This is a genomic window from Frigoribacterium sp. CFBP9030 (genome assembly GCF_034045195.1).
Taxonomy (GTDB): Bacteria; Actinomycetota; Actinomycetes; order Actinomycetales; family Microbacteriaceae; genus Frigoribacterium.
In genome coordinates this window covers 114,229-126,492 of the sequence record NZ_JAXCWG010000003.1, presented here as the reverse complement: position 1 = coordinate 126,492, position 12,264 = coordinate 114,229, and the positions used below count along the sequence as shown (strand labels likewise).

At 70.2% G+C, this 12,264-nt stretch carries 14 protein-coding genes; 4 read left to right on the top strand and 10 right to left on the bottom strand.

The genetic code is table 11. From position 1 onward, the window contains the following. Nucleotides 1-15 precede the first annotated feature (15 nt). From rfbA to SOM13_RS04675, 4 genes are all read right to left on the bottom strand, one after another. A complete protein-coding gene (rfbA, locus tag SOM13_RS04690; RefSeq protein ID WP_243213586.1) occupies nucleotides 16-876 on the bottom strand; it encodes a glucose-1-phosphate thymidylyltransferase RfbA in 861 nt (286 codons plus the stop codon). Further along, nucleotides 873-1,490, bottom strand: a complete 618-nt coding sequence (locus SOM13_RS04685; RefSeq protein ID WP_320479000.1) for a dTDP-4-dehydrorhamnose 3,5-epimerase — start codon at nucleotides 1,488-1,490, stop codon at nucleotides 873-875. Before SOM13_RS04685 ends, rfbA begins: the two co-directional genes overlap by 4 nt. Nucleotides 1,491-1,542: 52 nt before the next feature. Continuing rightward, the gene (locus tag SOM13_RS04680) at nucleotides 1,543-1,773 is read right to left on the bottom strand and encodes a hypothetical protein (RefSeq protein WP_243213591.1); all 231 of its coding nucleotides are present in this window, start codon (nucleotides 1,771-1,773) and stop codon (nucleotides 1,543-1,545) included. Nucleotides 1,774-1,839: 66 nt separating this feature from the next. Continuing rightward, entirely contained in the window at nucleotides 1,840-2,739 is a 900-nt protein-coding gene (locus SOM13_RS04675; protein ID WP_243213593.1) for a M15 family metallopeptidase, read from the bottom strand. 126 nt (nucleotides 2,740-2,865) lie between these two features. Between SOM13_RS04675 and rfbB the strand changes: the two genes are divergently transcribed. The 3 genes from rfbB to SOM13_RS04660 are packed head-to-tail and all read left to right on the top strand — an operon-like array spanning nucleotide 2,866 to nucleotide 5,853. Next, complete coding sequence (gene rfbB / locus SOM13_RS04670) at nucleotides 2,866-3,849, top strand: dTDP-glucose 4,6-dehydratase (protein ID WP_192058531.1); 984 nt, start codon at nucleotides 2,866-2,868, stop codon at nucleotides 3,847-3,849. After that, entirely contained in the window at nucleotides 3,849-4,739 is an 891-nt protein-coding gene (gene rfbD / locus SOM13_RS04665; protein ID WP_243213598.1) for a dTDP-4-dehydrorhamnose reductase, read from the top strand. The genes rfbB and rfbD overlap by 1 nt, the downstream gene beginning before the upstream one ends. Next, nucleotides 4,714-5,853, top strand: coding sequence for a glycosyltransferase family 4 protein (locus tag SOM13_RS04660; protein ID WP_192058536.1), 1,140 nt, complete (start codon nucleotides 4,714-4,716; stop codon nucleotides 5,851-5,853). The genes rfbD and SOM13_RS04660 overlap by 26 nt, the downstream gene beginning before the upstream one ends. A gap of 123 nt (nucleotides 5,854-5,976) precedes the next feature. Here SOM13_RS04660 and SOM13_RS04655 read toward each other — a convergent pair whose 3' ends face one another. From SOM13_RS04655 to SOM13_RS04645, 3 genes are read right to left on the bottom strand one after another with little or no spacing between them, the layout of a single operon-like run. Then, entirely contained in the window at nucleotides 5,977-7,320 is a 1,344-nt protein-coding gene (locus SOM13_RS04655) for an LCP family protein (protein ID WP_243213601.1), read from the bottom strand. Then, on the bottom strand, nucleotides 7,317-7,862 hold the full coding sequence (gene purE, locus SOM13_RS04650) for a 5-(carboxyamino)imidazole ribonucleotide mutase (protein WP_320476889.1): 546 nt from the start codon (nucleotides 7,860-7,862) through the stop codon (nucleotides 7,317-7,319). Before purE ends, SOM13_RS04655 begins: the two co-directional genes overlap by 4 nt. 16 nt (nucleotides 7,863-7,878) lie before the next feature. Beyond that, the gene (locus SOM13_RS04645; protein WP_320478999.1) at nucleotides 7,879-9,006 is read right to left on the bottom strand and encodes a 5-(carboxyamino)imidazole ribonucleotide synthase; all 1,128 of its coding nucleotides are present in this window, start codon (nucleotides 9,004-9,006) and stop codon (nucleotides 7,879-7,881) included. Nucleotides 9,007-9,128: 122 nt separating this feature from the next. On the opposite strand from SOM13_RS04645, the gene SOM13_RS04640 reads away from it, so the two are divergent. Beyond that, nucleotides 9,129-9,590 carry a GtrA family protein gene (locus SOM13_RS04640; RefSeq protein ID WP_320478998.1) on the top strand — a complete coding sequence of 154 codons (462 nt, stop codon included), beginning with the start codon at nucleotides 9,129-9,131 and terminating at the stop codon, nucleotides 9,588-9,590. Here SOM13_RS04640 and SOM13_RS04635 read toward each other — a convergent pair. The 3 genes from SOM13_RS04635 to SOM13_RS04625 are packed head-to-tail and all read right to left on the bottom strand — an operon-like array spanning nucleotide 9,566 to nucleotide 12,230. Continuing rightward, nucleotides 9,566-10,870, bottom strand: a complete 1,305-nt coding sequence (locus tag SOM13_RS04635) for a UDP-glucose/GDP-mannose dehydrogenase family protein (protein ID WP_320478997.1) — start codon at nucleotides 10,868-10,870, stop codon at nucleotides 9,566-9,568. The two genes, SOM13_RS04640 and SOM13_RS04635, sit on opposite strands and share 25 nt — an antisense overlap. 36 nt (nucleotides 10,871-10,906) lie before the next feature. Further along, complete coding sequence (locus SOM13_RS04630; RefSeq protein ID WP_192058545.1) at nucleotides 10,907-11,446, bottom strand: PH domain-containing protein; 540 nt, start codon at nucleotides 11,444-11,446, stop codon at nucleotides 10,907-10,909. A 4-nt stretch (nucleotides 11,447-11,450) separates the two neighbouring features. Next, entirely contained in the window at nucleotides 11,451-12,230 is a 780-nt protein-coding gene (locus SOM13_RS04625) for a biotin--[acetyl-CoA-carboxylase] ligase (protein WP_320478996.1), read from the bottom strand. Between the last annotated feature and the right edge of the window lie 34 nt (nucleotides 12,231-12,264).

Sequence of the window (12,264 nt, the reverse complement as noted above, 5' to 3'; positions counted from 1 at the left end):
ACCCCACGGCGGTGCTCAGCCCAGCAGGTTGCTCAGGTAGACCCCGTAGCCGCTCTTGGCCAAGGGCGATGCGAGCTCGCGGAGGTCGTCGTCTGAGATCCAGCCGTTCCGCCAGGCGATCTCCTCGATGCAGCCGATCTTGTGCCCCTGACGGTCTTCGATGACCCGGACGTACTCGGAGGCCTGCATCATCGAGCCGAAGGTGCCGGTGTCGAGCCAGGCCGTGCCGCGATCGAGGACCTGCACCTGGAGGCGCCCCTCACGGAGGTAGCGCTCGTTGACCGTGCTGATCTCGAGCTCACCGCGAGCGCTGGGCTCGATGGTCTTCGCGATGGCGACGACGCTGTTGTCGTAGAAGTACAGACCGGGGACGGCGTAGTTGCTCTTCGGTGCGGCGGGCTTCTCCTCGATGGACGTCGCACGGAACGAGTCGTCGAAGGCGACGACTCCGTATGCGGTCGGATCGGCCACGTGGTAAGCGAAGATGGTGGCTCCGTCGACCGCGGCGTTCTTCGAGAGGCTCGAGCCGAGACCCACCCCGTGGAAGATGTTGTCGCCGAGGACCAGGGCGACGCTGTCGTCGCCGATGAACTCCTCACCGATGATGAACGCCTGGGCGAGACCGTCGGGCGACGGCTGCACGGCGTACTCGATGCGCATGCCGAGGTGCGAACCGTCTCCGAGGAGCGCACGGAACTGATCGTTGTACTCGGGGGTCGTGATCACGAGCACCTCGTTGATGCCCGCCATCATCAGCGTCGACAGAGGGTAGTAGACCATCGGCTTGTCGTAGATGGGCATGAGCTGCTTCGAGATGCCCTTGGTGATGGGCCAGAGGCGGGTGCCGGACCCGCCGGCGAGGATGATGCCCTTCATGACCGGTTCTCCTTCGAATCGAGGGTGGCGTAGAAATCGCGCATGGCGTCGTAGGTGGGGAGCAGACCCTGCGCGGCGGCCTCGTCGAGACGAGGAGCGTCGGTGTCCTTCGGCGACAGGAGGGGTTCGCCCGCCTCGTCGGGGAAGACCAGACCGATGCGCTCGTCCAGCGGGTTGATGCCGTGCTCGCGGGCGGCGTTGAAGGTGTCGGTCACCAGATAGCTGACCGTCGCGTCGTCCGTCAGAGCGACGAAGGCGTGTCCGAGGCCCTCGGCCAGGTAGATGGCCCGGCGGTCCACGCCGTCGAGGAGGACGGAGTCCCATTCGCCGAAGGTCGGCGATCCGACCCGGATGTCGATGACGAAGTCGAGGACGGCGCCGTGGGTCGCCGTGACGTACTTGGCCTGACCGACCGGCACGTCGGCGAAGTGGATACCGCGGACCACACCCCGCTTCGAGACCGAGGTGTTGGCCTGCCGGAGGTCGATGGAGTGCCCGACGGCTTCGGACAACCGGTCGAACCGGTACCACTCGAGGAAGACTCCCCGGTCGTCACCGAACTGCTTCGGTGTGATCTCGTAGCTGTCTGGGATCTTCAGTTCGCGAATCTGCACCCGGCGAGCCTAGCAAGGGCCTCCGCCGAGGCGGGGAGGACGAGCCCTCGACTCAGCCGCGCGTCCAGTCGGCGTTCTTCTTGACCGCGGCCCGCGGGATCCCGAGGCCGTTCAGCACTTCGTAGAAGGCCACGGCGTTGAGGTTGCGGGCGGGGATGCCGACGGCGACGAGGTTGTTCATCTGAGAAGCGGAGGCGATGTGCCGGAGCGAACGGGTGTCGACCACGCACGTGTAGCCCTTGCCCACGCCGGAGAGCGAGTCGGTGCAACGGAGGAGCAGCATGTGGGGGTCCTTCTGGGCTCGGGGATTCGGTGCGGAGCGGGGTTGTTCCCGGGGAGGGGAACGCCGTCAGGGTCGCCAGTAGTCGGCGTCGACCCGGATCGCCTTGCGAGGGATCGACAGGCCGTTCGTGATCTCGTAGAAGGCCTTCCGCGTGACCTCGTAGTAGGGGACGCCGGCGACCCGGAGGGCGTTGATGCGGGTGACGACGGGGACGTGCCGGAGGCTGCGGACCCCGACGACGGCCGTGTAGATCGATGAGACCTCGGTGAGCGGCTCGACGGCGCGGAGGATCATCATCCCCGCGTCGGCCGGTTTCATCGCGCCCCCGCCGGTCGTCGCCTGGTACGCAGCCACGTAGTCGAAGTGCCACGGCTCGGGCTGGGAGAAGGCGTTGCCCGTGGGCTTCCAGCCGTACGACATCGAGTTGGCGTCCATCCACCGCTTCGCCGCGGACCCGGCCGTCTGAACACCCGCCCCGAAGTCGCAGGCGATCCCCCACCCGTGGTTCGACGTGCCGGGGTAGGCCGCCAGGTTGCCCGTTCCGTTCTGGTACTTGTTCCAGTAGTCGGTCTGACGCGCGAAGCTGCGGTATCCCTCGGTGATGAGCAGGGATGTGCCGATGGCCTGGGCGAAGGCGAGGCTCATCCTGAGGTACTGCCGGGCGGCGTCGTCGCGGAGGAACCCCGACCCGGCGACATCGGAGACGACCCGGGTCAGCGCACCGGCGGGGATCTTGCCGTTCGAGTGCCCGCCCCAGGCCGACAGCGCCGCGAGCGCCTGGGCGTCCGCGACGGTCTCGACCGAGCCGGAGGTCTCGCCCAGGCTGACCGCCGCCGCCGCGCGGTCCGACTCGCCGGCGAGCACGGCCGCGGTGCCAAGGGTCGTCGCGGCCGCGGCGTAGGCCAGCACCCGTCGGCGCCCGAGAGAGGAAGCAGACCGCGTGGGGTCGTCTGGAGAGCAGACCATTGCTCAAACCTCTCATGCGGGGAGTGGATCGTCCACCCCCCTATCGGGCATCGGCAGAAAGGGGGACACGAGCGGCCTCCGGTAGCATCGACCGACACGTCCGCTCCTCAACACCAAGGAATCAGTGTGAAAATCCTCGTCACCGGCGGAGCCGGCTTCATCGGCTCCAACTTCGTCCGCCGCACTCTCGAAGACGCCTACCCGGGTCTCGAAGGCGCCGAGGTCGTCGTCCTCGACGCCCTCACCTACTCGGGCAACGAGGCCAATCTCGCCTCCGTGGCCGACTCGCCCCGGTACTCCTTCGTCAAGGGCGACATCCGCGACGGCGCACTCCTCGACACGCTCTTCCCCGGGGTGGACGCCGTCGTCCACTTCGCCGCGGAGTCGCACGTCGACCGTTCCGTCCGCGACGCGTCGATCTTCGTCGAGACGAACGTCCTGGGCACCCAGCAGCTCCTCGACGCCGCCCTGCGCAACGACCTGAAGCGCTTCGTCCATGTCTCGACCGACGAGGTGTACGGCTCTATCGCCGAGGGGTCGTGGGCAGAAGACCGCCCGCTCGAGCCCAATTCGCCGTACTCCGCCTCGAAGGCGGGTAGCGACCTCCTGGCCCGCAGCTACCACCGCACCCACGGCCTCAACGTCTCGATCACGCGCTGCAGCAACAACTACGGCCCGTTCCACTTCCCCGAGAAGGTCATCCCCCTCTTCGTCACGAACCTCATCGACGACAAGCACGTCCCCCTCTACGGCGAGGGCAACAACATCCGCGACTGGCTGCACGTCGACGACCACACGCGCGGGATCGCCATGGTGCTCGTCGACGGCCGCGCGGGCGAGATCTACAACATCGGCGGTGGCACCGAGCTCACCAACCGCGAGCTGACCGAGATGCTGCTCGAGTCCACCGGCAAGGACTGGTCCTACGTCGACCGCGTCGCGGACCGCCTCGGCCACGACCTCCGGTACTCCGTCGACATCTCCAAGATCCGCGACGAACTCGGCTACGAGCCTCGCGTCCCGTTCGCCGACGGACTCGCGGAGGTCGTGCAGTGGTACCGCGACAACCGTCAGTGGTGGGAGCCCCTGAAAGAGCGCGCGGCCCTCTGATGAGCACTCCGCAGAACCTCCGTTACCTCGTCACCGGCGCCCGCGGCATGCTCGGGTCCGACCTCCTCGAGGCTCTCTTCGGCCGCGAGGTGACCGTGCTCGGTCGCGCCGACCTCGACGTCACGGACCGCGACGCGGTCTTCTCCGCGGTGGCCGGGCACGACGTCGTGATCAACGCCGCGGCCTACACGGCGGTCGATGCGGCGGAGACCGACGAGGAGGCGGCCCGAGCCGTCAACGGGACCGCAGCCGGTCTGCTCGGCGAGGCCACCGCCTCTTCGGGGGCGAGACTCGTCCAGGTCTCGACCGACTACGTCTTCGACGGCACCGCCACGGAGCCCTACGCGGAGTCCACTCCCCTGGCTCCGGTCAGTGCCTACGGCCGCACCAAGGCCGAGGGCGAGCGTCTGGCCCGTGAGGCCAACCCCGACGGCACCTACATCGTCCGGACGGCCTGGCTCTACGGGCAGCACGGTCCGAACTTCGCGAAGACCATGCTCCGTCTGGCATCCACCCACGACACGGTGAGCGTCGTCGACGACCAGATCGGTCAGCCGACCTGGACTCTCGACCTCGCCGAGCAGATCGTCCGACTCGTCGACTCCGACGCACCGGCCGGTGTCTACCACGGCACGAACGGCGGTCGCGCGAGCTGGTTCGACTTCGCCCGTGCGGTCTTCGAGACCGCCGGTCTGGATGCCGACCGCGTGAAGGCGACCGACAGCTCGAGCTTCGTCCGCCCCGCCCCCCGCCCGGCGTTCAGCGTCCTCGGCCACGACGCGTGGACCGCTGCCGGCCTCGCTCCGCTGCGTCCGTGGGACGAAGCACTCCACGACGCCGCCGCAAAGGGGGTCTTCTCGTCCGATGACGACACTCCGAGTGGTCGTTGACCAGGTCCTCGCACCCGTTCCCGGCGGCATCGGCCGCTACACCGTAGAGCTCACGCGCAGTCTCATCGCGAACGCCCCGCGAGGGTGCGACGTCGAAGGCGTCGTGGCGGCCCACCCGCAGGCGGAGTACGACCGGCTCACCGATCTGATCCCCGGTCTCTCCGGGCTGGCCAAGGCGCCGCTCGGTCGGCGGGAGCTCTCGCTCGCCTGGCAGACCGGACTCGCCGGGCTCCCCGGGCGGGGCATGGTGCATTCGACGAGCCTGCTCGCACCGCTGTTCCGGCACGACCGTGCGCTCGAGCCCGCGACGCAGACCGTCGCGACCATCCACGACACGGTCCCGTGGACCCACCCGCACACGCTCACCCCTCGCGGTGTCCGCTGGCACAAGGCGATGGCCCGGCGCGCGCACCGGTTCGCCGACGCCGTCGTCGTCCCGACCCATGCGGTGGCCGACGAGCTCTCCGAGCGCTTCGACTTCGGCGATCGCCTCCGCGTAATCGGCGGCGCCGTCAGCCGGGACCTCACCGTGCCCGCCGATGCGAACGCCGTCGCCGACGAACTGGGTCTGCCCGAGGCCTACGCCCTCAGCATCGGCACGCTCGAACCACGGAAGGGCATCGAGCCCCTCATCCAGGCCATGGGACACCCTGACGCCCCCGACATCCCGCTCCTCATCGTGGGGCCGGCCGGTTGGGGCGACGTCAGCATCGCGGACATCGTCGCCCGCGAGAACCTGCCGGAGGACCGGGTGCGGTCGCTCGGCTTCGTCAGCGACCAGCAGTTGGCCGTGCTGCTGCAGCGCGCGACGGTCTTCGTCTTCCCGAGCCTCGCCGAGGGCTTCGGCCTGCCGGTGGTCGAAGCCCTGAGCCTGGGCACTCCGACGATCATCTCGGACACTCCGGCCCTCGTCGAGGTCGCGGCCGACGCCGCGGCCGTCGTGGCGCGAGACGACCCCGAGCACTACCCCGAGCGCCTCGCTCAGGCCATGTACCAGATCGTCAACGACGTCGAGCTCAGCACGCGGCTGGGAGTGGTCGGCATCGACCGCTCGCACGCCTTCAGCTGGTCGGACTCGGCGGACAAGGTCTGGCAGCTGCACGCCGACCTCTAGACCCGTCGACCCGATCCGTCGGGGTTCGGCCGACGGGGTCGAGTCCGGACGGGCGGAGGCCCGTCAGGCCACGAGCGAGCACCGCGAGGCCCGTCCGCCCGCGAGCGAGCAGCGCGAGGCCGATCAGCCCGCGGCGGACGCGGTCGCGGCGGCGACGTCGGCGCGGATGATCGTGTAGTCGGGGTACACGTTGTCGTAGATCGGCGGCACGATCTCGAGGTCGCCGATCTCCTGCCCCTTCGTCTTGAGCGCCAGCTCGACGAACGCGCTCAGCGCTCCCCGCGGGATGTCGGTGTCGACGGTCTGCACGCCCGCGCTCGCGACCGCCTGGAACTTGGCCAGGACGGTCGTCGGCTGGAACTGGGTCAGCAGGGCCTGCTGCACCTCACGCTGTCTGACCATCCGGTGGTAGTCGTCCGATCCGTGCCGTGCTCGGGCGTACCAGAGGGCGTGGTAGCCGTCGAGGGTCTGACGGCCGGGTTCGATCCACCCGTCGACGTTGATGGGCTCACCGGCCGCGTCGACGCCGCCGTTGATCGGGAGACGACCCTCGGTGTTGTCGACCTCGATGCCGCCGAGAGCGTCGATCAACTGCGCGAAGCCCTCCATGTCGATCAGCACGTAGTACTGCAGGGTCAGACCGGTGACGCCCGACACGGCGTCGCGCATCGCCTCGACCCCGGCGTTCGAGCCGTTCTGCTCGGCATCGGGATAGAGCTCGGGGTGCTCTTCACCGTAGGTGTAGAGGTAGCTGATCAGGCAGTCGTCACCGCAGGAGTACCCGTCGGGATAGACGCCCCACAGCGGCGATCCCTCGGAGAAGGGCGAGTTGTACAGATTGCGGGGGATCCCGATGAGCGTGGCCGCCCCGGTCTCGGCGTCGATGCTCGCGACCGAGATGCTGTCCGGACGAAGCCCCGTGCGGTCGGCCCCCGCATCGCCGCCGAGCAGCAGGATGTTGTACCGGCCGTCGACGGGGTCGGCCGCCTGGGCCTGAGAGGTGAAGAGGTCGTTGAGCAGCCCGTGCTGCACGCCCGAGAGATAGGCGCCCCAGGCGGCCGGGCCGACGGTGGCGAAGAGCAGCAGGGCCATCACGCCCGCCAGGAAGCCGCGCGACGTCGGATTCGTGCGGACCATGCGGAGGAGTCTGAGGGTGTCGAGGGTCAGCACGACCCACAGCACCGCGAAGTAGACGAGGTAGACCTGCACGACGGTCAGGGCCACGACGCTCGTCGCCATCTCGATCAGGGGGCGGCGGAAGAACAGCGCCGAGAGCAGCACGACGACCAGCACGGCCCAGAAGACGAGGGTCGAGGCGAGCCCGATCCGACCCAGTCGCCGGTTGCCGGCCAGGACCTGGGCGGAGCCTGGCACGAGCACGTTCAGCACGACCAGCACCCAGGCCCGCCGGGTCATGAACGGCTCCGACCCGAGGTCGGGGTTGCGGACCGGCAGAGCCGTGCTCACAGCGACCGCTGCAGGGCCGTGTTCTTCTCCTCGACGAGCTCGCCGAGGCTGGTCGCGTAGTCCGTCAGCCGGGCGGCGAGGCCCGGGTCGGAGACCCCGAGGATGCGCGCGGCGAGGAGGCCGGCGTTGGCCGCCCCGCCGATGGAGACCGTCGCGACCGGGATGCCGGCCGGCATCTGCACGATCGACAGCAGGGAGTCGAGACCGTCGAGCTTCGCCAGGGCGACGGGCACGCCGACGACGGGCAGGGTGGTGACCGAGGCGAGCATCCCCGGGAGGTGCGCCGCGCCTCCTGCACCCGCGATGATGACGCCGAGACCGCGCCCGGCGGCCTCGCGCCCGAACCGGATCATCTTGTCGGGCGTGCGGTGCGCCGAGACGACCTCGACCTCGTGCGCGATGCCGAACTCGGAGAGGATCTCGGACGCGCTCCGCATCGTCGGCCAGTCGCTGTCGGACCCCATGACGATCGCGACCCGCGGCGGCGTGCCGGGATCGTTCGCGACGGAGGGGGCGAAGGAGGCGCGGTTCGGGTCGGACACGAGCTAGAGGATAGCGTCAGCCCTCGAAGAACGCCGCACCGGCGCGCGCCCGGTAGGTCGCCTCGTCGAGGTCGTCGCCGGTCGCCGTCACGTGCCCGACCTTCCGACCGGGGCGCGGGTCCTTGCCGTAGTCGTGCACCTTGACCGACGGGTGATCCGCCATGAGCGCGGGGAGCCGCTCGGCCAGGGTGCCCGCCTCGGGCCCTCCGAGCACGTTCACCATGACGCTCCAGGCGTCATGCGGTCTCGTGTCGCCCAGAGGGAGGTCGAGGACGGCACGGAGGTGCTGCTCGAACTGACTCGTCGTCGATCCGTCGATCGTCCAGTGCCCCGTGTTGTGCGGGCGCATCGCCAGCTCGTTGATCAGCAGGCGGTCGTCGTCGGTCTCGAACAGCTCGACGGCCAGCACGCCCGTCACCCCGAGCCGCTCGGCAACCGTGCGCGCGATGGCCTCCGCGGCCTCCGCCAGACGACCCGCGCTCTTCGGCGCCGGCGCGATGACCTCCGCGCAGACGCCGTCGCTCTGCACGCTCTCGACGAGGGGCCAGGCGACGATCTGACCGCTCGGGCGGCGGGCCACCGACTGAGCGAGCTCGCGGCGGAAGTCGACCAGCTCCTCCACGAGCAGTGCCTCTCCGTCGGCCAGGTCGGCGAACCAGTCGTCAGCACCGTCGGCCTCGCGGACGACCCGCACGCCCTTGCCGTCGTAGCCGCCGCGGGCAGTCTTGACGACCGCGCTGCCGCCGTGCTCCGCGAGGAACCGGCCGAGCGCCTCGGCGTCGCGCACGGCCGCCCAGTCGGGCACGGGCAGACCCAGCTCGCTGAGCCGACGGCGCATGACGATCTTGTCCTGCGCGACGGCCAGCGCCTCGGGCGACGGGTGGACGGCGACGCCGGCGTCGACGAGCGCCCGGAGGACGTCCTGCGGGACGTGCTCGTGGTCGAAGGTCACCGCATCGACGTCGCGGGCGAAGGCGAGGACCGTCTCGACCTCGAGGTAGTCACCCACCTGCGTCGCGGCGAGGCGCGCCGAGCTGCCCTCCGTCTCGGCCAGGACGCGGATGTCGAGTCCGAGATGGATGGCCGGGGGGACCATCATGCGGGCCAGCTGCCCGCCTCCGATCACGCCGATCCGGTAGGCCATGGTGTCTCCTCGATGCGGGCGTCCGTCCCGGACCCGGCGCGGGGCCGGTCCGAGAGGGGCGCGGTAGAATCTTCCGGGCTCGTCGAGCCCTCCCCATCTTGGCCGATACCCCGAGGAGGCGCATGCGCCGGCTCGCCCTGCAGCTCGTCCGCTACGGCACCGTCGGCGCCCTCGGGGTCGTCGTCGATCTGGGTCTGTTCAACGTCTTCCGGGCGACGGTCTTCGACCCGGAGCGCATCGCGGCCGGGCCGCTCCTCGCCAAGGTCGCCTCGGGAGTCATCGCCATCGTCGTCGTCTGGCTGGGCAACCGGTACTGGACGTTCCGCGCGACGCGTCGCAGCCGCGCCCTCCGCGAGGCCGTCGAGTTCTTCGGCGTGGCGCTCGGAGGTCTCCTGATCGGGCTGGCCTGCCTCGGGGTGTCCCACTACGTGCTCGGATTCCGATCGGCAGCGGCCGACAACGTCTCGAGCAACGTCGTCGGCCTCGCCCTGGGCTCGGTCTTCCGGTTCACGCTCTACAAGCTCTGGGTGTTCCACCCCGCGCGGACCGGCATCGAGGCTCAGGGGCGGCCGAGTCCCCTGTAGTCGAAGCCGGCCGCACGCCAGGCCACGGAGTCGAGCGTGTTGCGGCCGTCGACGACGCGAGGGTGCGACACGAGTCCGGCGACGACGGCCGGGTCGAGCTCACGGAACTCGGTCCACTCGGTGAGGACGAGGACGACGTCGGCGTCGCGGAGCGCCGACTCGACGTCCGTCGCGTACTCGAGCTCGGGCGCCACGCGACCGGCCGTGGCGTTCGCCTCGGGATCGAACGCGGTGACGATCGCGCCGCTCGCCCGGAGGCGGCGCGCCACGTCGAGCGCGGGCGAATCGCGGACGTCGTCGCTGTTCGGCTTGAAGGCCAGCCCCAGCACCGCGACGCGGGCACCGGCGAGGTCGCCGACGAGCTCGCCGGCCAGCGCGACGACGCGATCGCGACGACGGAGGTTGATGGCGTCGATGTCGGCCAGGAAGGCGAGCGAGTCGAGACCGAGCTCGTCGGCTCGGGCCTGGAACGCCCGGATGTCCTTCGGGAGGCAGCCACCGCCGAAGCCGATGCCGGCGTTGAGGAACTTGCGACCGATGCGCGCGTCGTAGCCGATGGCGTCGGCGAGCTGGGTGACGTCGGCGCCGGTCGCCTCGGCGACCTCGGCCATGGCGTTGATGAACGAGATCTTCGTGGCGAGGAACGCGTTGGCCGAGACCTTGACGAGCTCGGCCGTGGCGTAGTCGGTGACCAGACGCGGCGTCTCGGCCGCGAGCGCGGTCGCGTAGACGGCGTCGAGCTGGGCGGCGGCCCGCTCGCCGGCCTCGCCTCGTGCGACGCCGTAGACGAAGCGATCGGGGGTGAGGGTGTCTTTGACGGCGAAGCCCTCGCGGAGGAACTCGGGGTTCCAGGCCAGATCGGCCCCTGAGGAGGCACGCACCAGCTCGGAGAGGCGACTCGCCGTACCGACCGGGACGGTCGACTTGCCCACGACGAGGTCGCCGTCGGCCAAGTGCGGGAGGAGCCCCTCGACGGCCGCGTTGACATAGGTCAGGTCGGCCGCGTGGCTGCCCTTCGTCTGCGGTGTGCCGACGGCGACGAAATGGACCTCGGCGCCAGCGGCGTCGGCGAGATCCGTCGAGAATCGGAGCCGACCCGAGTCGAGCGCCCGGCCGAGGACCTCGGGGAGGCCCGGCTCGAAGAAGGGGGCGCGCCCCGCCGACAGCTCGGCGACCTTGCGCTCGTCGACGTCGATGCCGACGACCTCGTGCCCGAGCTCGGCCATGCAGGCCGCGTGCACGGCGCCGAGGTAGCCGCAACCGATCACAGAAATACGCATGGAGACACCTTTTGTCGTTCGAGGGTCGGAACGGGTCTAGTCGCCGTTCCAGAGGGGCGCCCCGTCCACCGGGGCCGATTGGTCGTGCTGCCGCCGCTGCGCGACGAAGTTCGTGTTCGATTCCATCATGTCGTGAAGAGTGGACTGCACGAGGTCGGCCCCCGGCACGTCCCACAGGACGACGGGCCGATCGAGACCGCTGTTGATCAGGACGTCGCCGCTGCGGAACAGACTCTGCACGCCGTTCTTCCTGACCGTCAAATCGTAGCCGCGGCTGTGGAGGAGCTCCTGGCGGGTCCGGACGAGCAGTCCCCGCCGCAGGATGATCCGACGCGTCGTGATGACGTAGTGCCGACCGAGCCACACCAGCAGGGGGACGAGCCAGACCAGCACGATGAGCACCCCGGCGGCGGCGAAGACCAGCGTGTTCTGCCAGTCGGCGTCGAAGCGCCCGCCGAGGTACCCCGTCGCGGCGCACACCGCGACGAGCGCGACCGACGGCCAGAACATGACGCGGGAATGCGGCCGGAGGCGCGCGACGACGGCCTCGGGGGCCTGCTGGTCGGCGGTGCTCATGGGGTCATTCATAGCGCAGGTGGGTGACGTCGCCGCTGGACACCGCCGCATCGGCCCCTGTGCGGGGTCGGACCACCAGGCGTCCGGTCGGGTCGATCGCGACGGCGACGCCGTGCAGATCCGTCCCGTCGGGCAGCTCGACGCGGACGTCGCGCCGCAGGGTCGAGCAGTCCGTCGAGACGCGGGCGTGGAGTCCGGACGCCATCGCGTCGCCCCCGTGCTCGACGAGGGTGCCGAAGAGACCGAGGGTCTCGTCGAGGAACGCGGCCAGCACCCGATCGGCGAGGTCGGAGGCGGCGCCGTCGACCCCGTGCAGCGACAGAGACGTGGAGGTCGGAGTCGGCAGGCGTTCCGCCGGCACGGTGAGGTTGACGCCCACGCCGATCACGACTGCGCCGTCCGGTCGGGCCTCGGCCAGCACACCGCAGATCTTCCGGCCGTCCACCTGCACGTCGTTGGGCCACTTGAGACCGACCTCGCCCCGACCGGGCGCCACCAGGGAGGCGAGGGAGGCGCGCATCGCCACCCCGGCCAGCAACGGCGGCCAGCCGAGGGACGACCCGTCGAGCCCCCTCGCGTCGAGCAGCACGCTCGCCGCGAGGGTCTCGTCGGGCGGTGCCGACCACGAGCGGTCGAGTCGCCCACGGCCCGCGGTCTGACGCAGGGTGGCCACCACGCCGCCGTGACGGGAGTCCGTTCGGGCGACCAGGTCGGCGTTGGTGGAACCCGTCGTCCCGACGTGCTCGAAGAACGAGCTCCGTGCCGAGCTGAGTGGGAAGGTCATCGCGTCAGCCTAGGCCGGACGGCGCCGGGTGTTC

Coding starts and splice junctions, on each gene's coding strand:
- SOM13_RS04635 (WP_320478997.1), bottom strand. CDS start 10,870: ATGCGTATTTCTGTGATCGGTTGCGGCTACCTCGGCGCCGTGCACGCG.
- SOM13_RS04645 (WP_320478999.1), bottom strand. CDS start 9,006: ATGGCCTACCGGATCGGCGTGATCGGAGGCGGGCAGCTGGCCCGCATG.
- rfbD (WP_243213598.1), top strand. CDS start 3,849: ATGAGCACTCCGCAGAACCTCCGTTACCTCGTCACCGGCGCCCGCGGC.
- SOM13_RS04660 (WP_192058536.1), top strand. CDS start 4,714: ATGACGACACTCCGAGTGGTCGTTGACCAGGTCCTCGCACCCGTTCCC.
- SOM13_RS04680 (WP_243213591.1), bottom strand. CDS start 1,773: ATGCTGCTCCTCCGTTGCACCGACTCGCTCTCCGGCGTGGGCAAGGGC.
- SOM13_RS04675 (WP_243213593.1), bottom strand. CDS start 2,739: ATGGTCTGCTCTCCAGACGACCCCACGCGGTCTGCTTCCTCTCTCGGG.
- rfbA (WP_243213586.1), bottom strand. CDS start 876: ATGAAGGGCATCATCCTCGCCGGCGGGTCCGGCACCCGCCTCTGGCCC.
- SOM13_RS04630 (WP_192058545.1), bottom strand. CDS start 11,446: ATGAGCACCGCCGACCAGCAGGCCCCCGAGGCCGTCGTCGCGCGCCTC.
- SOM13_RS04625 (WP_320478996.1), bottom strand. CDS start 12,230: ATGACCTTCCCACTCAGCTCGGCACGGAGCTCGTTCTTCGAGCACGTC.
- SOM13_RS04640 (WP_320478998.1), top strand. CDS start 9,129: ATGCGCCGGCTCGCCCTGCAGCTCGTCCGCTACGGCACCGTCGGCGCC.